The following is a 20543-nucleotide window of genomic DNA, read 5'->3' on the forward strand; positions in this document are numbered from 1 at the left end:
TAGCGGCAGGTTCCCCCTTTCTTTCGTGGGAGGGGGAACATTCTGATCATATTGCATTTGATAGATCACTCCGCTCACAGCGGTTTAACCGTGGGAGTGCAGATTTTTCCTACATAAAAGAAAGCGTTTAATTTTTATTCTGGCGCCGCAGAGGTAAGGCCCTATTCGCAGGTAGCGAGCCGAACCGATTTTGTTGGCCTCATATTAAGAGTGATTGACCATGTCGGCACTGAATACGTTCGAGCTCAAGCCATTGAGTGCGATGATGAAAATCCCCACCGTTACATTCTGTTTGTTTGCCGCGCTGCAGGGTCAGGCACAGGCGGTGCAGGTGGGTAACGGTGAGCAAAGAACCATTGATGACACTACGCAGTCAACGGATTGGCAATTGTCGGGCCAGTCGACGCTGAATATGAATCGCGCGACAGCAACAGACATTGGCCTGACAACCTCCACGTTAAACATGAACAGTGGCAGCGTGGCGAACAGTATTCGTGCTGAACGCGGTTCTACCGTCAATATCAACTCAGCACAGGTTTCTTCGAGCGACCCTATTCTGGGCGCCGTGCGTCTTGAAAGCAGTAACGCTTTTATCAACGACAGTACGATTACCAATAGTCGCGGCGTAGCCTTGCAGGCGTTTGGTGTGTTGGGTACGTCAAATGGTTCATCGGTTCAGGTCGCCAACAGTACGATCAGCGGAGCTATTGGCGGCGCGGAAGCCAGCAGCGGCAGCGAGTTGCACTTCGAACGGGGCACTGTGGTGCAGGGTACGGGAACCGGGGCATTCGGGCTCGCCCTGTCCGGGGGCACGGCGACAGCCAGCCAAAGCACCATTCTCGGCGCCGGTCATGGGGTATCGTTCACCCGCGGTCGTGCAGATACAACAGATGGCAAACTGGTTCTGGACAACTCCATGGTCGAGGGAGCTATTGGTTCGGCTATCTCCGTCAGGGGTACGCCAAACCGAGTTCCGGTGGTAGCCATCGATGTGTTGAATGGCTCCACATTGAAGGGCGGCAATGGCAATCTGCTGAGCGTTTCTGGCGGTGCCACGGCGACGATGAATGTGGATAACAGCCGGAATCTGGTCGGCAATGTGGTTGCCGACGCCACCAGCACTGTCCATTTGAGCCTGCAGAACAACGCCGAGCTGACAGGCCAATTGCAGAATGTCTCCAGCTTGAACGTGGGCGCCGCTTCCAACTGGAACATGACCGGTGACAGTCAGGTGGGTGCGCTTAACATGGCCGGTGGCACCGTGACCATGGGCGCGCCGAATGAGTTTTATCAACTGAACCTCTCGACACTGTCCGGCGACGGCACGTTCGTCATGGGCACCGACTTTGACCAAGGCAAGACGGACTTCATCAATGTGACCGGCCAAGCTACGGGCATCACAGCCTGGCGCTGTCGGTCAGTGGTGCCGAATTGGTCAAAACCCAGGTTGTGCACACCGGTGGCGGTGATGCGGCCTTTGCCCTCAAGGACGGTCCGGTTGACATGGGCGCCTATGCCTACAACCTGAAAAAGGAAGGCAATGACTGGTTCCTGGATACCCAAACCCGAGTCATGAGCCGCAGCGCCCGCGTGGTGACGGCATTGTTCAACACCCCGGTGACCATCATGACCGCGGAAGAGGGCTCGTTGCGCGCGCGGATGGGCGAATTGCGCTACTCCCCGAAGAGCACAGGCCTGTGGATCCGTGGTTTCGGCAGCAAATATGAGGTATCCCAGAGCTCAGGGACCGGCTACACGCAGAACTTGCAAGGTTTCTCCCTGGGTGCCGATATGCCGCTGGGCGATAGCCAATGGAAGGTAGGTGTATTTGGTGGTCACAGTAATTCCGACGTGAACCCGGTTCGCGGCTCCTCCGGTACGGTCAAGAGTTACTTCCTGGGTACTTATGCAACCTGGATGGATGAAGAAAGCGGTTTCTACTTTGATGCGGTTGCCAAAGCCAACCGGTTCCAGAATGAAGTCAAGGCAACCCTCAGTGATAACACCTCCACCAAGGGCAACTACAGCAATGTGGGCGGTGGTCTGTCGGCGGAGTTCGGCCGTCATATCACACTCGGGGAAAGTTCCTATATTGAACCTTACGGCCGACTGTCGACCATCGTGGTTCAGGGCGGAACATACAGCCTGAAAAATGGTTTGCAAGTGGAAGGTGAGCGTACCCGCTCAAGGACAGCCGAGGCCGGTGCGACCGTTGGGCATGAGTTCCAGCTCGACGACGGCACACTTATTAAACCTTACTTGCGTATGGCCGTGGTCCACGAGTTTGCCGACAACAACAAGGTCCTGATCAATAATCAGGCGTTTAACAATGATTTGTCGGGCTCGCGTACCAAGTATGGTGCCGGTGTGGCGGTGAAGTTTACGCAGGATCTGCAAATGCACGCCGACGTTGAAACCAGTACCAGTGACAAAATCAAGCAGAAAGCGGCAGTGAACGTTGGCCTGCGTTATGCCTTCTAAATAAACAAGTTGTACAAAAAGCTCTGATCGAAAGATCAGGGCTTTTTTTGTAGGCGCTGTTCAACAGTTTCCCTGCTTATAAGATGATGTTCGCCCGCTGCCGGCGAAAAAACATGCAGCTTTAACTGAACAGCCCGGCGGCTATATTGATCGAGAAACCCAGGATCGCCGTATTGAACAAAAAGCCAATCAGCGACTGCCCCAGCACTACCTTGCGCATACTGCGCGTGGCCACCCCCACATCGGCCGTTTGCACCGCCACGCCGATGGTGAACGAGAAGTACAGGAAGTCCCAATAGTTGGGGGTGCGCAACCCTTCGGCAAAACGCAGCGCAGGTTCGTCACCGTCCCAGGTGTAGAACAGGCGGGCATAGTGCACGCTGAAGATCACCCCGATCAGCAGCCAAGAACCGATTACCGTCAGTGCGGTGAAACCGTAGTGAAGCAGGCGTGCGGAGCGGTCGAGGTCTTTGATGCCTATCAGGTTGAGCGTGATGGCCGCCAGGCTGGCGATCGCCGCGATGCACACCATGAACAACACCAGGCCGGCGTTCTCATCCTCGATCTCGGCGATGCGCTTTACATCGTCGGCGCGCGAGCGGCTGGTGAGCCACAACATCAGCAGCAGGTAGGTCCAGACGCCGGCATTCCAGCCGATGAGGATTTTGCTGATCAGCGTATCGGCTGGGGCCAGGATACCCACGGCAAGGCCGAGCACGGCGGCGGTCGAAAGGCGAGGGTGGGTGCGGGCGAGCAAGGGCATGGTGGTTCACGACTGGGTAGTTCAGAGCACCATAGCTTATACGGTTGTACCCAATGATGAAGGTGACCGATAACGCGTGGCGAGGGCGCTTGCTCCCTCGCCACAACTGCATCGTGTTCCGCCGGGTCAGCCTGTCTTGTGACGCTTGCGCACCAGCTTCATCACCACCACAAAGAACACCGGCACAAACACCACCGCCAGTGTCGCGGTGATCATCCCGCCGATCACGCCGGTGCCGATCGCCTGCTGGCTGGCCGAGCTGGCCCCGGTGGCAATCGCCAACGGCACCACGCCGAGGATAAACGCCAGTGAGGTCATGATGATCGGCCGCAGGCGCAACCGCGCCGCTTTCAAGGTGGCGTCGATCAGGTCTTCGCCCTGGTCATACAGGTCCTTGGCGAACTCGATGATCAGGATCGCGTTCTTGGCCGACAGCCCGATGATGGTAATCAAGCCCACCTTGAAGAACACATCGTTGGGCATGCCGCGCAAGCTCACGGCCAACACCGCGCCAAGCACGCCCAGGGGTACCACCAGCAGCACCGAGGTCGGGATCGACCAGCTTTCATACAGCGCGGCCAGGCACAGGAACACAATCAGTAGCGACAGCCCCAGCAGCAACGGCGCCTGAGCACCCGACAAACGCTCCTGCAGCGACAGGCCGGTCCATTCCTGGCCCAGGCCGGCCGGCAGTTGGCCGACCAGGCGCTGAATCTCTTCCATCGCCTCACCGGTGCTGTGTCCGGGGGCGGCTTCACCACTGATGGCAATCGCCGGGTAACCGTTGTAACGGGTCAACTGCGCCGGGCCCTGGGTCCATTTGGCTTTGACGAACGCCGACAGCGGCACCATGTTGCCGGCCTTGTTGCGCACGTTGATCTTCATCAAGTCCGCCACCTGGCTGCGCTGATCGCCTTCGGCCTGCACCACCACGCGCTGCATGCGACCCTGGTTGGGGAAGTCATTGACATAGGCCGAGCCAACCGCCGAAGACAGCACGCTGCCCACGTCTGCGAACGACACACCCAGTGCGTTGGCTTGCTTGCGGTCCACTTCCAGCTGCACCTGCGGCGCTTCGGCCAGCGCGCTTTCGCGCACATTGGCCAGCACTGGGCTCTTCGCGGCGGCTGCTAGTAACTCGGTACGCGCCGCCATCAAGGCCGCATGGCCGACGCCGCCGCGATCCTGCAGGCGAAATTCAAACCCGCTGGAGGTGCCCAGGCCGTCCACCGGCGGCGGCAGCACCGCGTAGGCCATCGCGTCCTTGAGTTCGCTGAAGGCCATGTTGGCGCGCTCGGCAATGGCCGCCGCGGAATCGTCGCTGCCGCGTTGCGACCAGTCCTTGAGCGTGGTAAACGCCAGCGCGGCGTTTTGCCCCGAGCCGGAGAAACTGAAGCCCATGATCATGGTGGTATCGCCCACCCCCGGCTCACCCGCGTTGTGCGCTTCGATCTGCTCGGCGACCTGCACCGTGCGGTTCTTGCTCGCGCCCGGCGGCAACTGGATATCGGTGATGGTGTAGCCCTGGTCTTCCACCGGCAGGAACGAGGCGGGCAGGCGCGTGAACAACCAGCCCAGCCCTGCCAGCAGCACCAGATAGATCAGCAGGTAACGGCCGCTGCGTTTGAGCGCATAGGCCACCCAGCCTTCGTAACGGTTGGTCAGTTGCTCGAAGCGCTGGTTGAACCAGCCGAAGAAACCGCCCTTGGCATGGTGCTCGCCCTGGGCGATGGGCTTGAGCAAGGTGGCGCACAGGGCCGGCGTGAGGGTCAGGGCGAGGAACGCCGAGAACAGGATCGAGGTAGCCATCGACAGTGAGAACTGCTGGTAGATCACCCCCACCGAACCCGGCATGAACGCCATCGGCAAAAACACCGCCACCAGCACCAGGGTAATCCCGATGATGGCGCCGGTGATCTGGCCCATGGCTTTGCGCGTGGCGTCCTTGGGCGACAGGCCCTCGGTCGCCATGATGCGCTCGACGTTCTCTACCACCACAATCGCATCGTCCACCAGAATGCCGATGGCCAGCACCATGCCGAACATGGTCAGCACGTTGATCGAGAAGCCCAGCAACAGCAGGGTGGCGAAGGTGCCCATCAGCGCAATCGGCACCACCAGGGTGGGGATCAAGGTGTAGCGCACGTTCTGCAGGAACAGGAACATCACCGCAAACACCAGCGCCATGGCCTCAAGCAAGGTGTAGACCACCTTGGTGATCGAGACTTTGACGAACGGCGAGGTGTCGTACGGGATCTTGTATTCCACATTGGCCGGGAAATAGCGCGACAGCTCATCCATCTTCGCGCGCACCAGGGTCGCCGTGTTCAGCGCGTTGGCCCCCGGCGCCAGTTGTACGCTGACGGCGGTGGACGGCTTGCCGTTCAGGCGCGTGGAGAACTGGTATTCCTGGCTGCCGATTTCCACCCGCGCCACATCGCCGATACGCACCGTGGAGCCGTCCGGGTTGGCCTTGAGTACGATGTCGGCGAATTCCGCCGGCGTCGACAGTTGCCCCTTGACCAGGATCGCGGCGGTGATTTCCTGGGTCTGGGGGCCCGGCAAGTCACCGATGCTGCCCGCCGACACCTGGGCGTTTTGCGCACTGATCGCGGCGTTGACATCGGCCGGGGTCAGGTTGAAACCGATCAGTTTCTGCGGGTCGATCCAGATGCGCATGGCACGTTCGGCGCCATACAACTGGGCCTTGCCCACACCGTCCAGGCGCTTGAGTTCGTTCATCACGTTACGCGCCAGGTAATCGCTGAGCGCCACGTCGTCGAGCTTGCCGTCGTTGGAGGTGAGGGTCACCAGCAGCAGGAAACCGGCGGAGACTTTTTCCACCTGCAAGCCTTGCTGGGTCACGGCCTGGGGCAGGCGCGGCTCCACCGCTTTGAGGCGGTTTTGCACGTCCACCTGGGCCATTTCCGGGTTAGTGCCCGGCTGGAACGTCGCGGTGATGGTGGCCGAGCCGAGGCTGCTCTGGGATTCGAAATACAGCAAGTGATCGGCACCGTTGAGCTCCTGCTCGATCAGACTCACCACGCTTTCATCCAGGGTCTGCGCCGACGCGCCGGGGTACACCGCGTAAACTTCCACTTTCGGCGGCGCGACGTCGGGGTATTGCGCCACAGGCAACTGCGGAATGGCGAGGAAGCCGGCCAGCAGGATAAACAGGGCAACCACCCAGGCGAAGACCGGGCGGTCAATAAAGAACTGCGGCATGGCGGGTTATTCCTTTACGGGCTGGCCGGAGGCGGGGCTGTCGTCCACTTCGACTTTGTCACCGGGGCGCGCGTGTTGCAGGCCTTCGACGACGATGCGGTCACCGGCCTTGAGGCCATGGCTGACCACCCAGCGATCATTGATCACCGGGCCCAGTTCGACCGGTTGCAGGCTGACGGTCTGCTCGGCGTCCAGTAGCAGCACCATCGGGATGCCGGCGCTGTCACGCGTAATGGCACGTTGCGGCACGCTGAGGCCTTGCTTGTCGACCGCTTGCTCCAGGCGCACGCGCACGAAACTGCCGGGCAACAGGTCCAGGTCCGGGTTGGGGAACTCGCTGCGCAGGATGATCTGCCCGGTGCCGGGGTCGACGCTGATCTCGGCGAACAGCAATTTGCCCGGCAATGGATACAGGCTGCCATCGTCCTGGATCAAGGTGGCCTTGGCCTGATCCTGGCCCACCTGCTTCAAGCTGCCGGCACGGAAGGCGCGGCGCAGGTCATTCAGCTCGCGGGTGGACTGGGTGAGGTCGGCGTGGATCGGGTCCAGTTGCTGGATGATCGCCAACGGTGTGGCTTCGTTCTGTCCGACCAGCGCGCCTTCGGTCACCAGCGCGCGGCCGATGCGCCCGGAAATCGGCGCGGTGACCGTGGCGTAGCCCAGGTTCAACCTGGCGCGCTCGACGGCGGCTTTATTGGCGGCGACTTCGGCGTTGGTCTGGCGCAGGTTGGCGCGCGCGTTGTCGTAGTCCTGGCCGCTGATCGCGTTGCCTTCCACCAACTGGCTGTAGCGCTGCTCCTGCAGGCGCGCCTGGAATGCATTGGCCTGGGCCTTGCTCAGGTTGGCCAGCGCGCTGTCCAGGTCCGCCTTGAAGGGCGCCGGGTCAATGCGAAACAGCACGTCGCCCTGTTTCACATCGTGGCCTTCCTTGAACACCCGTTGCATCACCACCCCGGCCACCCGTGCGCGCACTTCGGCGATGCGCGGCGCGGCGATGCGCCCACTCAGTTCACTGGTGATGGACAGCGGTTTGGCTTGCAGGGTCTCGACCCGCACCTTGGCCAGGGGCACTTGCGGCGTTTGCTCGGTGGACGGGCCACACGCGCTCAGCGCCAGCGTGAGGGCCAACAGGCCAAACGGCGCCAACAGATTCTTCGACATGCTCTTATCCCAATAATGACTGGCGCATCCTAAGGGCACCTGCGCCGTGGTGCTGTGAAGCTGTGTAGCTCGTGTGTGAAGAAATGTAAGGCGGCACCTATCGTCCGCCCGGGACGTATATCCTTACAAAATCGCGTAAACACCAAAGACCCCCTGTGGGAGGGGGTTTATGCACTACTCATAACTGTATTTCATGGAACACCTTAATGCCCAACATCCTCCTGGTGGAAGACGACGCCGCACTCTCCGAGCTGATTGCCAGCTACCTGGAGCGCAATGGCTACCACGTCAGTGTGCTCAGTCGGGGTGACCAGGTACGTGAACGTGCCCGCCTCAACCCGCCGGACCTGGTGATCCTCGACCTGATGCTGCCGGGACTGGACGGCCTGCAAGTGTGCCGTCTGTTGCGCGACGATTCGGCCGGCCTGCCGATCCTGATGCTCACCGCCCGCGATGACAGCCACGACCAGGTGCTGGGCCTGGAGATGGGCGCCGACGACTACGTGACCAAACCCTGCGAGCCCCGTGTACTGCTTGCCCGCGTCCGTACCTTGCTGCGCCGCAGCAGTCTGTCCGAGCCGCAGGTGGCCAACGACCAGATCATCATGGGCAACCTGTGCATCGACCTGTCGGAACGCACCGTGACCTGGCGCGACCAGGCGGTGGAGCTGTCCAGCGGTGAATACAACCTGCTGGTGGTACTGGCGCGTCACGCCGGTGAAGTGCTCAGCCGCGACCAGATCCTGCAACGCTTGCGTGGCATCGAGTTCAACGGTACCGATCGCTCGGTGGACGTGGCCATCTCCAAGCTGCGCCGCAAGTTCGACGACCATGCGGGCGAGGCGCGCAAAATCAAGACCGTGTGGGGCAAGGGCTACCTGTTCAGCCGTTCCGAGTGGGAATGCTGAGCCATGTTTCGAGTGCTGCTGCGTCTCTACCTGATCACCATCGTCACCTACAGCGCGGCGATCTATCTGATTCCCAAGCTGGTGATCCAGCTGTTCGAACACCGTTACCTGAACTACAACGTCGAGCAGTCCCGCGGCCAGCAAACGCTCATCGTCAAGCAATACCTGCGGGCACCGGTGGAGCGTTGGTCCCAGGTCACCGAACAACTGGGCCGCGAGTTTGCGCCGCAAAAGGTGCAATTGCTGTTGCGCCAGGACGCCAGCTTCACCCCTGAAGAAGAACACCTGCTGGAGCAAGGCAAGCCCGTGGTGCGCCTGGGGGAGTGGGGCTGGATGGAGGAAATCAGCTCGCCGATCAACGACCAGTTCGTGGTCAAGCTGACGATACCGCCCGACCCGATGGACATGAACGTACTCTACTGGGCCATCAACGTGCTGATCGGCGCGGCGCTGCTGGCTTGCTTGCTGGTTTGGCTGCGCCCGCACTGGCGAGACCTGGAACGCTTGAAAAGCACCGCCGGGCAACTGGGCCGGGGCAACCTGGCGGAACGCACGCATATTCCCGCCAACTCCAGCATCGGCAGCCTGGCCTCGGTATTCGACACCATGGCCGACGACATCGAGCACCTGCTCAACCAACAGCGCGACTTGCTCAATGCGGTTTCCCACGAACTGCGCACCCCGCTGACACGCCTGGATTTTGGCCTGGCCCTGGCGCTGTCCGAAGACTTGCCCGAGGCCAGCCGCGAGCGCCTGCACGGTCTGGTGGCGCACATCCGTGAGCTGGATGAGCTGGTGCTGGAACTGCTGTCTTACAGCCGCCTGCAAAATCCGGCGCAACTGCCGGAACGGGTCGATGTGGTGCTCAGCGAGTTTATCGACAGCGTGCTGGGCAGCGTCGACGATGAACTGGAAAACCCCGAAATCGTCATTGATGTGGTGCTCGATTGCGCCGTGGAGCGCTTCAATCTCGACCCACGTCTCACCGCCCGCGCCTTGCAGAACCTGTTGCGCAACGCCACGCGTTACTGTGACGCGCGTATCCAGGTGGGGGTCAAGGTATGCCCGCAGGGCTGTGAGATCTGGGTGGATGACGATGGTATCGGCATTCGGCTGGACCAGCGCGAGCGTATCTTCGAACCGTTCTACCGTCTCGACCGCAGTCGCGACCGCAGCACCGGCGGGTTTGGCCTGGGCCTGGCCATCAGCCGCCGTGCCCTGCAAGCCCAGGGCGGGACCTTGACCGCGCTGGCGTCACCGCTGGGCGGTGCACGGTTCCGGGTGTGGTTGCCGACGGCAGCCGATTAGAAAACCGCTGCGCGAAGGCGCGCACTGTGCCCCCGTTTTGTCCGAAGAGAGATTGGCCATGACCGCTATGCACGCATCCGCTCAGGCCGGCACTTACGTCCAAAGCGGCTTTTCCCTACCAGACTCAAGCCTAGTGCTGCCATCGACTGACGTAAAAGGCATAAAGTCAGATCATATTGGTATAAGTCGTTATAAGAAAAATCGCTATCCTGCCGCCAGAATTTTATAAGGCCGCGGGTAGCGTTAATGGAAGTGGGTAATTTTGGTTTTGTGATCGCCGGCCTGATCGTAGGTTTTATCGTCGGCATGACCGGTGTCGGCGGGGGCTCGCTGATGACCCCGATTCTGCTGTGGTTCGGCATCAACCCGGCCACCGCCGTGGGCACCGACCTGTTGTACGCCGCGATCACCAAGTCCGGTGGCGTGCTGGTGCATAGCAAGAACAAGAACATCGACTGGACCATCACCGGCTGGCTGACCCTCGGCAGTGTGCCTGCGGTGCTGCTGACCCTGTGGTTCCTCGCCAGCCTGCATACCGACCCCAGCGCGATGAACGCGGTGATCAAGCAGGCCCTCGGCGTGGTGCTGCTGTTGACCGCCCTGGCGATCCTGTTCAAGAAAACCCTGTTGGCCTTTGCCCAGCGGCATGCGGGCGACAGCTACCATATGAACCCGCGCAACCTGAACGCGCTGACGGTGCTCACCGGCGCCATCCTCGGCACCATGGTCGCCCTGACCTCCATCGGCGCCGGCGCCCTCGGCACCGTGGCGCTGTTTATCCTCTATCCGTTCCTGGCCACGCGCCGCCTGGTGGGCACCGAAATCGCCCACGCCGTGCCCTTGACCCTGGTGGCGGGCCTTGGCCATGCGGGCATGGGCAATATGGACTGGCAACTGTTGGGCTTTCTGTTGATGGGCTCGCTGCCGGGCATCTACATCGGCAGCCACATGACCGGCAAAATCCCGGACGGCGTATTGCGCCCGTGCCTGGCGGTCATGTTGATGGCGGTCGGGTACAAACTCGCGTTTTGAGCCGTTCGCGGTCCAAACCTGAAATCCCAGCCTTGAAATACCGCCAATGTGGGAGGGAGCAAGCCCCACCTGTTCAGTCTTTGCCCGGGCCATTGCCGATCTGCCATACAAACGGCGGCTCGGTCCCATTGATCACCCAATCGCCGACAATGCGCGCCTTGTAGATCACCGGGTTGTGCGACGACACGGTACGCGCGTTGCGCCAATGCCGGTCGAGCGCCTTGCCCTGGCGGACATCCGACGCCCCCAGCGCATTGAACAACTGGCTGGTGGCGCGCTGGATCAAGTCCGACACCACCCCCTGCGCCGTCGCCGATTCAATCTCGGCCGCCACATTGGCTTCGCGCTCTGCGGCATCGTCGCCGCCAAACCGCGCCACGTAGGCCTGTTGGGCCGGTAGCGTCGCCCGCAACGCACTGGCCTCGGCGGCGTACACCAGCGCCGCCACTTCGCCCACCACCTGTTGCACCTGTGCATCCTGGCTTACATGCGGCGCATTGCCGTGGCTGTAGATGCGCTTGCGGCTGCGCACTTGATGGGCCACATCGCGCAACGCCGCGCGGCCGATGCCGGCCAGGCTGGCCAGCAGCACCAACTGGTAAAACGCGGTCTGGTATTTGAAGCGGGTGGCAAAATCGATCACGTTATCCGCCTCTACCACCGCATCGGTAAAGCGCGACGTGCCGCTGCCGGTGGTGCGCTGGCCAAACCCGTCCCAGTCGTCGCTGTGTACCACCCCAGGCTGACGCGCGCGGGTGGCGGCAATCACGTCGGCGCCGGTGTCGCTGCGTTGGGCGTACACGTCGATCCAATCGGCGAAAATGCTGCCGGTGCTGTAGAACTTTTCACCGTTGAGCTTCCACTGATCGCCGTCGGGGCTGACCTGAGTCACCACGTCGCCGATGGCCACGTTGCCGATTTCGGTCCAGGCGCAGCCGACGATGTCGCCCTCGACAAAGCGCTTGAACCACAGGTCACGCCCGGCGCTCGGCGGTGCATTCAGGCGGTCCTCGGCAAAAGCAAAATGCCCGCGCAGGGCCTGGGGCACGTTGGAGTCGGCCTCGGCCAGTTCGATCAGCAACTGGAACAGTTGCGGCAGGGACGCGCCGCCGCCGCCGTATTCCACCGGCACGCGCACCGCGCCGAAACCGGCTTGCTTGAGCCATTGGATCGGCTCATGGGGCAGGGTGCGGCTGAGTTCGCGCTGCACCGCGCCGTCGGCGATGCGCTGGAAGATCGGCCGGAAACGCGCGGCCAGCGTGGGGTAGTCGACGCCGATGGACAGCGGGTTGATGACGTGGTGTTCGGTCATGGGCAAGGCTCCGGGGGCAAGGGTGAATGTACAGGGGGGGTTGCACAGTCCGTGCCGGGTACCAGGGCCAATGTTTACAGGGGGTTCAACGCGCTTGCTGTTGCTGCAGCAACAGCGATTCGACAAACCGGCCCGATCCCTGACATTGACCTTTACCTGCGCCAGGGGCGGTTTTTTCGCCGCAGCGCCCATGGCACGGGCGTTTGCCCATGGCTGGCACGCTTGCTGCTCAAGTGCTGGGTACATCCCTGTACATGAGGTAGCGTTCGATGAGTCAGCAAGCCGTGAAATTTGCCTATTGGGTGCCCAACGTCAGCGGTGGGCTGGTGGTCAGCAAGATCGAGCAACGCACCCACTGGGGCATCGACTACAACCGCAAACTGGCGCAACTGGCCGAAGCCGCCGGCTTTGAATATGGCCTGACCCAGATCCGGTTCACCGCCGGCTACGGTGCCGACAACCAGCATGAGTCGGTGGCGTTCAGTCACGCGCTGCTGGCCGCGACCACCACGCTTAAAGTGATCGCCGCGATCCTGCCGGGCCCCTGGCAACCGGCGCTGGCGGCCAAGCAACTGGCGACCATCGACCAGCTCACCAACGGCCGCATCGCCGTGAATATCGTCAGCGGCTGGTTCAAGGGCGAATTCCAGGCCATCGGCGAACACTGGTTGGAACACGATGAGCGGTATCGCCGCTCCGAAGAATTCATCCGCGCCCTCAAAGGCATCTGGACCCAGGACGATTTCACCTTCAAGGGCGACTTCTACCGCTTCAACAACTACACCCTCAAGCCCAAACCCCTGGGCCGGCCGGAAGTGTTCCAGGGCGGCAGCTCACGGGCCGCGCGGGACATGGCGGCACGCGTTTCGGACTGGTACTTCACCAACGGCAACACGCCGGAGGGCATCAAGGCCCAGGTCGACGATATTCGCGCCAAGGCGGCGGCGAATAACCATTCGGTCAAAGTCGGCGTGAATGCCTTTGTGATCGCCCGCGACACCGAAGAAGAAGCCCGCGCCGTGCTGGCCGAGATCATCGACAAGGCCGACCCGGAAGCGGTCAACGCCTTTGGCGACGCGGCTAAACAGGCCGGCAAGGCTTCACCTGAAGGCGAGGGCAATTGGGCCAAATCGAGCTTTGAAGACCTGGTGCAGTACAACGACGGCTTCAAGACCAACCTGATCGGCACCCCGCAGCAGATCGCCGAACGCATCGTTGCGCTCAAGGCGGTGGGCGTGGACTTGGTGCTGGCGGGGTTCCTGCATTTTCAGGAAGAAGTGGAGTACTTCGGCAAGCGCGTGCTGCCGCTGGTGCGTGAGTTGGAGGCCAAGGCGGGGATCAGGCAAGTGGCCTGATCCATCGGTTGCCGCCCCGCAGCGCCTGGTTCAAATCATCGTGTGGGCAGGGAGGCCTGCCGCTGTCCCAAGTTATCGGGCCATTGACGCGCCCCGAGTAAAGTCGACAGCTGGTTATTTTCAGGCCCGCTGCCGGGGTCTATAAGGACTGTTCCCGCACGGGAACATACACGACGTACATGATCCAGGCCTGCAATGCCGGGCCTGGAGCAGTTCCGTTGATGGAGCAGTTCAGCGTCACATCCGTGAATGCACGTCTCTTTAATGGATTTAAGGAGACACGACATGACTGAGTTAACCACCTTCACCCTGCCTGAAGCCGTAACCGGCAGCCACGCCGATCACCAACTGGGCCGCAAGCTCATTGAGGCATGGCGCACTGACGGTATTTTCCAGGTCGGCACCCATGACGAACAGGACCAGAAGGTCCAGAGGGCCATGGCCGCCAGCAAGGCTTTTTTCAAGCAGCCCAGACAAGACAAGTCGCGCTGGGTCAGCGAACTGACCTATGCCGGGTATGTCGCCTCTGGCGAAGAGGTCACCGCCGGTGAGCAGGATCAATCGGAAATCTTCACCCTCTGCAAAGACCTGCCGCTGGATGATCAACGCGTCAAGGACGGCTGGCCGTGCCACGGTCCTGTGCCGTGGCCCAACGACGAGTACCGCGACAGCATGAAAGCGTTACTGGCGGAACTGGATGTGACCGGCGAGAAGTTGCTCAAGTTGGTGGCGCTGGGCCTGGAATTGGAGATAAACGCGTTAACAGCCCTGAGTCGGGATGGCTGGCATCATATGCGCGTGCTGCGCTTCCCTGCCAGCTCGGCACATACCCACCGTGGGATTGGCGCCCATACCGACTATGGCATGTTGGTCATTGCGACACAGGATGAGGTGGGTGGTTTATACATTCGCCCCCCGGTCGAAGGCGAGCAGCGCAAGCGCAACTGGCTGCCTGGCGAAAGTACCGCGGGGTTATTCGAAAATGACGAACCCTGGACATTCGTCAAACCGGTGCCACGCGTATTCACCGTATTTCCCGGTGATATTTTGCAGTTCATGACCCACGGTTATCTGCTATCGACGCCGCACAAGGTAACGCTCAACACCCGCGAACGCTTCGCCATGGCCTATTTTCACGAGCCCGCTTTCAACGCTTCGGCCCGGCCCTTGTTGGATCCGCTCAACGGTGAGCGCATTCATTACGGCACGCACTTTACCAATATGTTCATGCGCTGTTACCCGGAGCGGGTAACCACCGAGCGTATCAAGCGTCAGGACCGCCTGCGTCACCTAGAAAAAGGCTGACTCCACACGCTTGACGGTGCCCCGACCTGGTGATGCCGGGGCGGGGCGCCGGGCATGCGTCAGCCCCGTTGCAGGGTCAACACCTCAAACCCGTCTGCCGTCACCGCCACGGTATGTTCCCACTGCGCCGACAGGCTGTTGTCCTGGGTCACCACCGTCCAGCCGTCCTTGAGGCTGCGTGTTTTGGCGCCGCCCTGGTTGAGCATGGGCTCTACGGTAAACACCATGCCTTCGCGCAGTACGAGCCCGGTGCCGGGGCGGCCGAAGTGCAGGACCTGCGGCTCTTCATGCATCTGTTTGCCGATGCCATGGCCGCAGTATTCACGCACCACGCTGTAGCCGTTGGCCTGGGCGTGGCTCTGGATCGCATGGCCGATGTCGCCCAACCGCGCGCCGGGCTTGACCTGGCGGATACCGGCCCACATCGTTTCAAACGTCATCTCGACCAGGCGCCTGGCCTTGGGGGCGACATTGCCGACCATGTACATCTTGCTGGAGTCGGCGATGTAGCCGCCTTTTTCCAGGGTGATGTCGATGTTGATGATGTCGCCGTCCTTGAGGATGTCCTTGGCGCTGGGCATGCCGTGGCACACCACCTCGTTGATCGAAGTGTTGATGCAGAACGGGTAGTCATATTGCCCGAGGCTGGCCGGGCGGGCTTTCAACTCGTTGCGGATAAAGGCTTCGACAGCAGCGTCCAGCTCAAGGGTGGAACGGCCGGCGGCGACAAAACCGTCGAGCATCGTAAAGACCTGGGCCAGCAGGCGCCCGGATTCGCGCATGATTGCCAGTTGTGCGGGCGTCTTGATCATCAACTGCGCCCCCCGGATCAAGTCGGGTTTATCGAGCAACAGTTTGTTGATCAGTTCGTTGTAGGGCAGGTGGGGATTGAGTTCGGCGAGCAGGCCGATCTTGATCCAGAACTCGGCCTGGGCGTTGATGGAACGGTCCATCGCGGCGCTGACCAGGCGCAGTTGTTCGTGTAATTGGTCGGTGATCTTGACGATGCCCATGGGGTTCACTGTGATAATGGAATATACAAAGCGTATATGTTTCGTATGCTCTCCGTAAACCCCGCGCCGCTAAATGGCGGTTTGCCATTGACTTGCCGCGTCGCCGCCGGTTAATTTCGTGACATGACATTTCAAGCCTTCCGCAGCCAGCCGAGCATTATTACCGCCATTCCTTATTTGGCGGGATAGCGCTCGGCTGTACCCAAACCCGCCCTAGAGGCGGGTTTTGTTTTTCCGTCTCCAGGGCTCTGTACACAGCCAGGAGACACCGATGAGCGCCCAACCCCACGACACGGGACTGCTTGAACATTACGTAAAAAAGATCCTCGCCGCCCCGGTCTACGACCTGGCGGTGCGCACGCCGCTGCAAGCGGCACCGGCGTTGTCGGTGTTGCTTGGTAACAAGGTGCTGCTCAAGCGCGAAGACCTGCAACCGACGTTCTCCTTCAAGATCCGTGGCGCCTACAACAAGTTGATGCAACTCACCGCCGAGCAAAAGGCCCGGGGCGTGGTAACGGCGTCGGCGGGTAATCATGCGCAAGGCGTGGCGCTGGCGGCGCGAGAGTTGGGGATTCGCGCGCGCATCGTCATGCCGTGCAGCACGCCGGAACTCAAAGTGCTGGGCGTGCGCTCCCGAGGGGCCGACGCGGTGTTGCATGGTGAGAGCTTTCCGTTTGCCTTGGCCCATGCGCTGCAGTTGGCCGATACATCGGGCTGCACCTTCGTTTCGCCGTTCGACGACCCGGACGTCATCGCCGGCCAAGGCACCGTGGCCATGGAAATCCTGCGCCAGCAGCAAGGTGCGCTGGACGCGATCTTCGTGCCGGTGGGCGGGGGCGGCCTGATCGCCGGGATTGCGGCGTATGTCAAATACCTGCGCCCTGAAGTGCGCATCGTCGGCGTCGAATCCGAAGGCTCCAGTTGCCTGCTGGCTGCGCTGCGCGCCGGGGAGCGCGTGGTGTTGCCCGGTGTCGACGGTTTTGCCGATGGCACGGCGGTCGCGCAGATCGGCGCCCATGGCTTTGAGATCTGCCGGCACTGGGTGGATGAGGTCATCACCGTGAGCAACGACGAACTGTGCAGCGCCATCAAGCTGATCTACGACGATACCCGCTCTATCACCGAACCTTCCGGTGCACTGGCGGTGGCGGGCATCCGCAAATATGTGGCTGAACGCGGCGTGCGCGAACAGACCCTGGTGGCGGTTAATTCCGGGGCGAATATCAACTTCGATAGTTTGCGACATGTTGCTGAAAGAGTGGCGGCCCGCGCAGCTGTTTAACCGCAAGCGCTGGATTAAACGTTTAATCGACGCCGTTCGCCGATGTTTTAAACGGCGCTGTTAAGTTCAAATTTAGTGTCTATAAAACACTGGGTTGCTTATGAGGAAAAGTTACAACACAAGGCGGTTTTGCCGAGTACGCTTGGGTGTTGAAGGTGTCTTCCAAGGTCGGTAAGACGGCGCAGGCACGCGCCTGTCAGGCACATGAAAATCTGTTGGCAGTCTCAAAAAAGGAGAGGTTGACCATGCTTTCGGAACTGGAACTACGCAGCATTATTGAAGGAAGTTTCCTGCCCAAACGGTGCGAATGCACCAAAGCCGAAGATGCTTCGCTGACGATCAAAGTTTATGACGACCGCGACCGTGACCGGGTGGATTTGGAAGTCAAGGGTATCAACGCGGACAAACTCGACAGCAGTCGAGCCATTTGCAACCTGATTACCGGGTTGCGTGAAGACCTTAAACAAACGCACACGCCAGTCCTGCAACGAGCAGGAGGGCGCGCTTACTACTCGTGAGTTGACCGTGCGACCCGATGGGCCTGGCATATGCCGGGCCCAGTGTTTTGCACGAGCTCTCAATTCTGCAAGCTGCACGCCTCGGACAGTTTTCGATAACCCACATCTTCGATTTTCCCGGCCTTGTCCACGAACTTGATATCGGCATCGATGACCTTGCATTCGTCTGTCGGCGTTTCGTTCATGGCAATTACATGCTTGATATTCATCGGCATGCCGTACTGGTACGGCACCGGTTTCTGATCGTCGACCTGGGCCAGGCCGCAGGTTGCCGCCAGCGCCAGGGCGCCGGCGAGCATCAAAGTGCGCAATTTCATGGCAGTGCTCCGCAAGTGGGTTCGACTTCACTGTCGACTTGCGCGATTAACCATCGATTAATGATGGCGAGCCTGACAAAACCTTCATCAAACGCGGCGTTCAGCCCAACTGTCGGCGGTACGGCAAGTCCGGCCCGGTCTTGGTGCAGGTCAAGGCCGCGGCACGGATGGCGAAGCCCAGCATGGCGTCGATCTGCGCGCGCGTGAGCTGTTGCAGACCCTCTACCGAATCCAACCGTTGCTCGGTCAGCCAGGCAATCAACGCGGCCTGGAAGGTATCCCCGGCGCCCACCGTATCCGCCATCTGCACCTTGACCGCCGGTGCGGACCAGTTGCCATGCTGGCGGCTGAACACGCTGGCGCCATCGCCGCCACGGGTCAGGAACACCAATTGGCAACGGTGCTGCAGCCAGCCTTGCAGCACGCTTTCCGGCGCCTGGCCGGGGTAGAGCAGGTGCAAGTCTTCGTCGCTGACTTTGATCAGGTCGGCATGCTGGACCAGTTCCGCGACGCGGTCGCGCCACCGCTGGATGTCCGGTTGCGGGTTGAGCCGCACATTGGGGTCGAGGCTGATCAGGCGCTTGCCGCTTTCACGCTTGACCAGGTTGAGCAGCGTATCGCCGATCGGCTGCACCACCAGCGAGAACGAGCCGATATGCACACCGCGAACGTCATCGCCCAGCGTGGGCAGATGCGCCACTTGCAGTTGCCGGTCGGCGCAGCCTTCGCCGCGAAAGCTGTATTGCGGCGAACCATTGGCGCCCACGGCGACCATCGCCAGGGTGGTCGGCGCGACGAACTCCACCAGGAACTGCTCGCTCACCCCTTCGTCCTTGAGCACCTGCAACAGCCGACGCCCCAGGTAATCGTTGGAGATACCGGCGAAAAATCCGGCCTCGATGCCCAGGCGGCGCAGGCCCACCGCCACGTTGAACGGCGAGCCGCCGGCAATCGCCTTGTAATTGAGCTTGGATGCCAGCCCGCTGGCGTCCTCCTCGCTGAAGAAATCAAACAGCGCTTCACCACACACCAGATACATAGTCGTTCGCTCTTAAAGGGTTGCCACTAGCTGTTGATAACGTTCGTAAGCCTGTTGATAGGCGCTGACATTGGCCGCCACCGGCAGGGTGCGGCTGGTGGGGTCCACGCTCACGCATTTGTCGCACAGGCTGCTCAGGGGCTCGCCGGACTGGCTCCACGCCGCCTGGATCGCCGCGCCCAGGGCGGCGGCTTCGCTTTGTTCGGTGCAGATCACTTCGGTGTTCATGATATCGGCGACCATCTGCCGCCATACCGGGCTTTTCGAGCCGCCGCCGATCAGGCGGATGCGCAGGCTTTGCAGGCCGGTCTGGCGCAGCAGGTCGAGGCCGTAGCGCAGGCCGAACGTGGTGCCTTCGACCACGGCGCGGCACAGGTTGGCGCGGGTCAGGTTGGTCATGGTCAGGCCATGCAGGCTGCCGGTGGCGTGGGGCAGGGCGGGTACGCGCTCGCCGTTGAGAAACGGCAGCATGCTGACGCCGTCTGCGCCAATCGGCGCTTGCTCGACCAAAGCGTTGAAGGTGTTCAGGTCGAGTTCGAACAACTCGCGGATAACGCTGGTGGCATTGGTCAGGTTCATGGTGCAGATCAACGGCAACCAACCGCCGCTGGAGGAGCAGAACGTCGCCACCGACGCCTGGGGGCTCACGTTGGGTTGGTCGGCGAACGCGTAGACCGTGCCGGACGACCCCAGGCTCATGGTGATCACGCCCGGCGCGATATTGCCGGTGCCGATGGCGCCCATCATGTTGTCGCCGCCGCCGCTGGCGACCCTGGCGTTGGGGTTGATGCCCAGGCGTTCGGCGATGGCCGGTAGGATGGTACCCACGGCCTGATCGGCTTCGATCAGCTCGGGTAACGCCGCCTCCAGGCGACCGCTCGGGTCGATGTGCCGGAGCAACGCCACATCCCATTCACGGCTGCGCACATTGAAATAGCCGGTGCCCGACGCATCGCCGTATTCGGCGACAGCGCGGCCGGTCAGCCAATAGTTGAGGTAGTCGTGGGGCAGCAGCACATGGGCGATGCGCGCGAAGAGGTCCGGGTGCTGTTCGCGGGTCCACAGCAGTTTGGACACGGTGTAGCCCGGCGCGATGGCCACGCCGAGGCGCTCCAGGGAACCGCTTTCGCCGCCCAGGTGTTGCAGCAGCCGCTCGTTCTCGGGCGTGGTTTCGGTGTCGCACCACAGTTTGGCCGGGCGCAGCACCTGGCCCTGCTCATCAAGCAGAACCAGCCCGTGCTGCTGGCCGGAAACGCCGATGCCGAGAATATCCTGGCCATCCACGCCGGCCTGTTGCAGGGCGCGATGGGTGGCCTCGGTGAACGCGTCCAGCCACTCATGGGCATGCTGTTCACGCCGCCCATTGGCGCCGCTGATCAATGTATGCGCGGCGGCGCCCAGGCCAAGGACCTTGCCGCTGGAAGCATCGAGGACGATGGCCTTGGTGCCCTGGGTGCCGCAGTCGATGCCGAGGAACAGGTTTTGCTGGGTCATGATGATTTGCTCAGCAGAATTATTTTTAGG

At 61.4% G+C, this 20543-nt stretch carries 17 protein-coding genes and 1 pseudogene; 9 read left to right on the forward strand and 9 right to left on the reverse strand.

Annotated features, from left to right (window positions below; all coding sequences use genetic code 11):
- The first annotated feature begins 220 nt into the window (after window positions 1-220).
- Together AB4O23_RS16670 and AB4O23_RS16675 are read left to right on the forward strand one after the other, a co-directional pair.
- Complete coding sequence (locus AB4O23_RS16670; RefSeq protein ID WP_460150201.1) at window positions 221-1528, forward strand: pertactin-like passenger domain-containing protein; 1308 nt, start codon at window positions 221-223, stop codon at window positions 1526-1528.
- A complete protein-coding gene (locus tag AB4O23_RS16675; RefSeq protein ID WP_460150534.1) occupies window positions 1450-2481 on the forward strand; it encodes an autotransporter outer membrane beta-barrel domain-containing protein in 1032 nt (343 codons plus the stop codon). The genes AB4O23_RS16670 and AB4O23_RS16675 overlap by 79 nt, the downstream gene beginning before the upstream one ends.
- A 121-nt stretch (window positions 2482-2602) precedes the next feature.
- Here AB4O23_RS16675 and AB4O23_RS16680 read toward each other — a convergent pair whose 3' ends face one another.
- From AB4O23_RS16680 to AB4O23_RS16690, 3 genes are all read right to left on the reverse strand, one after another.
- Window positions 2603-3244 carry a DUF1345 domain-containing protein gene (locus tag AB4O23_RS16680; protein WP_065878924.1) on the reverse strand — a complete coding sequence of 214 codons (642 nt, stop codon included), beginning with the start codon at window positions 3242-3244 and terminating at the stop codon, window positions 2603-2605.
- Window positions 3245-3370: 126 nt separating this feature from the next.
- Complete coding sequence (locus AB4O23_RS16685; protein ID WP_017528502.1) at window positions 3371-6469, reverse strand: efflux RND transporter permease subunit; 3099 nt, start codon at window positions 6467-6469, stop codon at window positions 3371-3373.
- A gap of 6 nt (window positions 6470-6475) precedes the next feature.
- On the reverse strand, window positions 6476-7630 hold the full coding sequence (locus tag AB4O23_RS16690; protein ID WP_017528501.1) for an efflux RND transporter periplasmic adaptor subunit: 1155 nt from the start codon (window positions 7628-7630) through the stop codon (window positions 6476-6478).
- Window positions 7631-7836: 206 nt separating this feature from the next.
- Here AB4O23_RS16690 and AB4O23_RS16695 point away from each other — a divergent pair, with 206 nt between their 5' ends.
- The 3 genes from AB4O23_RS16695 (at window position 7837) to AB4O23_RS16705 (ending at window position 10878) form a co-directional block, all read left to right on the forward strand.
- Window positions 7837-8538, forward strand: a complete 702-nt coding sequence (locus AB4O23_RS16695; RefSeq protein WP_017528500.1) for a response regulator — start codon at window positions 7837-7839, stop codon at window positions 8536-8538.
- Window positions 8539-8541: 3 nt separating this feature from the next.
- Window positions 8542-9846, forward strand: coding sequence for an ATP-binding protein (locus AB4O23_RS16700; protein WP_460060028.1), 1305 nt, complete (start codon window positions 8542-8544; stop codon window positions 9844-9846).
- Window positions 9847-10092: 246 nt separating this feature from the next.
- Window positions 10093-10878: a sulfite exporter TauE/SafE family protein gene (locus AB4O23_RS16705; RefSeq protein WP_017528498.1), complete on the forward strand. Its 786-nt coding sequence runs from the start codon at window positions 10093-10095 to the stop codon at window positions 10876-10878.
- 73 nt (window positions 10879-10951) lie between these two features.
- On the opposite strand, the gene AB4O23_RS16710 is transcribed toward AB4O23_RS16705, so the two are convergent.
- Window positions 10952-12190, reverse strand: coding sequence for an acyl-CoA dehydrogenase family protein (locus AB4O23_RS16710; protein ID WP_017528497.1), 1239 nt, complete (start codon window positions 12188-12190; stop codon window positions 10952-10954).
- A 269-nt stretch (window positions 12191-12459) separates the two neighbouring features.
- Here AB4O23_RS16710 and sfnG point away from each other — a divergent pair, with 269 nt between their 5' ends.
- Both sfnG and AB4O23_RS16720 read left to right on the forward strand, forming a co-directional pair.
- The gene (gene sfnG / locus AB4O23_RS16715) at window positions 12460-13545 is read left to right on the forward strand and encodes a dimethylsulfone monooxygenase SfnG (RefSeq protein WP_017528496.1); all 1086 of its coding nucleotides are present in this window, start codon (window positions 12460-12462) and stop codon (window positions 13543-13545) included.
- Window positions 13546-13830: 285 nt separating this feature from the next.
- Window positions 13831-14850 (forward strand): 2-oxoglutarate and iron-dependent oxygenase domain-containing protein, encoded by a 1020-nt coding sequence (locus AB4O23_RS16720; RefSeq protein ID WP_017528495.1) that lies wholly within the window; start codon window positions 13831-13833, stop codon window positions 14848-14850.
- A 59-nt stretch (window positions 14851-14909) separates the two neighbouring features.
- Here AB4O23_RS16720 and map read toward each other — a convergent pair whose 3' ends face one another.
- Window positions 14910-15662 carry a type I methionyl aminopeptidase gene (map, locus tag AB4O23_RS16725; RefSeq protein WP_068936593.1) on the reverse strand — a complete coding sequence of 251 codons (753 nt, stop codon included), beginning with the start codon at window positions 15660-15662 and terminating at the stop codon, window positions 14910-14912.
- An 87-nt stretch (window positions 15663-15749) separates the two neighbouring features.
- Window positions 15750-15863 (reverse strand): annotated as a pseudogene (locus AB4O23_RS16730) (TA system antitoxin ParD family protein); the annotation flags it as partial.
- A 271-nt stretch (window positions 15864-16134) separates the two neighbouring features.
- Here AB4O23_RS16730 and ilvA point away from each other — a divergent pair.
- Together ilvA and AB4O23_RS16740 are read left to right on the forward strand one after the other, a co-directional pair.
- Entirely contained in the window at window positions 16135-17145 is a 1011-nt protein-coding gene (gene ilvA, locus AB4O23_RS16735; protein ID WP_017528493.1) for a threonine ammonia-lyase, biosynthetic, read from the forward strand.
- A gap of 245 nt (window positions 17146-17390) precedes the next feature.
- A complete protein-coding gene (locus tag AB4O23_RS16740; RefSeq protein ID WP_026067307.1) occupies window positions 17391-17663 on the forward strand; it encodes a DUF1652 domain-containing protein in 273 nt (90 codons plus the stop codon).
- Between the two features lie 59 nt (window positions 17664-17722).
- Here the strand turns inward: AB4O23_RS16740 and AB4O23_RS16745 are convergent, their stop codons facing one another.
- The 3 genes from AB4O23_RS16745 to xylB form a co-directional block, all read right to left on the reverse strand.
- On the reverse strand, window positions 17723-17980 hold the full coding sequence (locus tag AB4O23_RS16745; RefSeq protein WP_460069477.1) for a DUF2790 domain-containing protein: 258 nt from the start codon (window positions 17978-17980) through the stop codon (window positions 17723-17725).
- Between the two features lie 100 nt (window positions 17981-18080).
- Window positions 18081-19019, reverse strand: coding sequence for a carbohydrate kinase family protein (locus AB4O23_RS16750; RefSeq protein WP_065878928.1), 939 nt, complete (start codon window positions 19017-19019; stop codon window positions 18081-18083).
- 12 nt (window positions 19020-19031) lie between these two features.
- Window positions 19032-20513, reverse strand: coding sequence for a xylulokinase (xylB, locus tag AB4O23_RS16755; RefSeq protein ID WP_017528489.1), 1482 nt, complete (start codon window positions 20511-20513; stop codon window positions 19032-19034).
- Between the last annotated feature and the right edge of the window lie 30 nt (window positions 20514-20543).

Source organism: Pseudomonas sp. H2_A10, assembly GCF_054680085.1.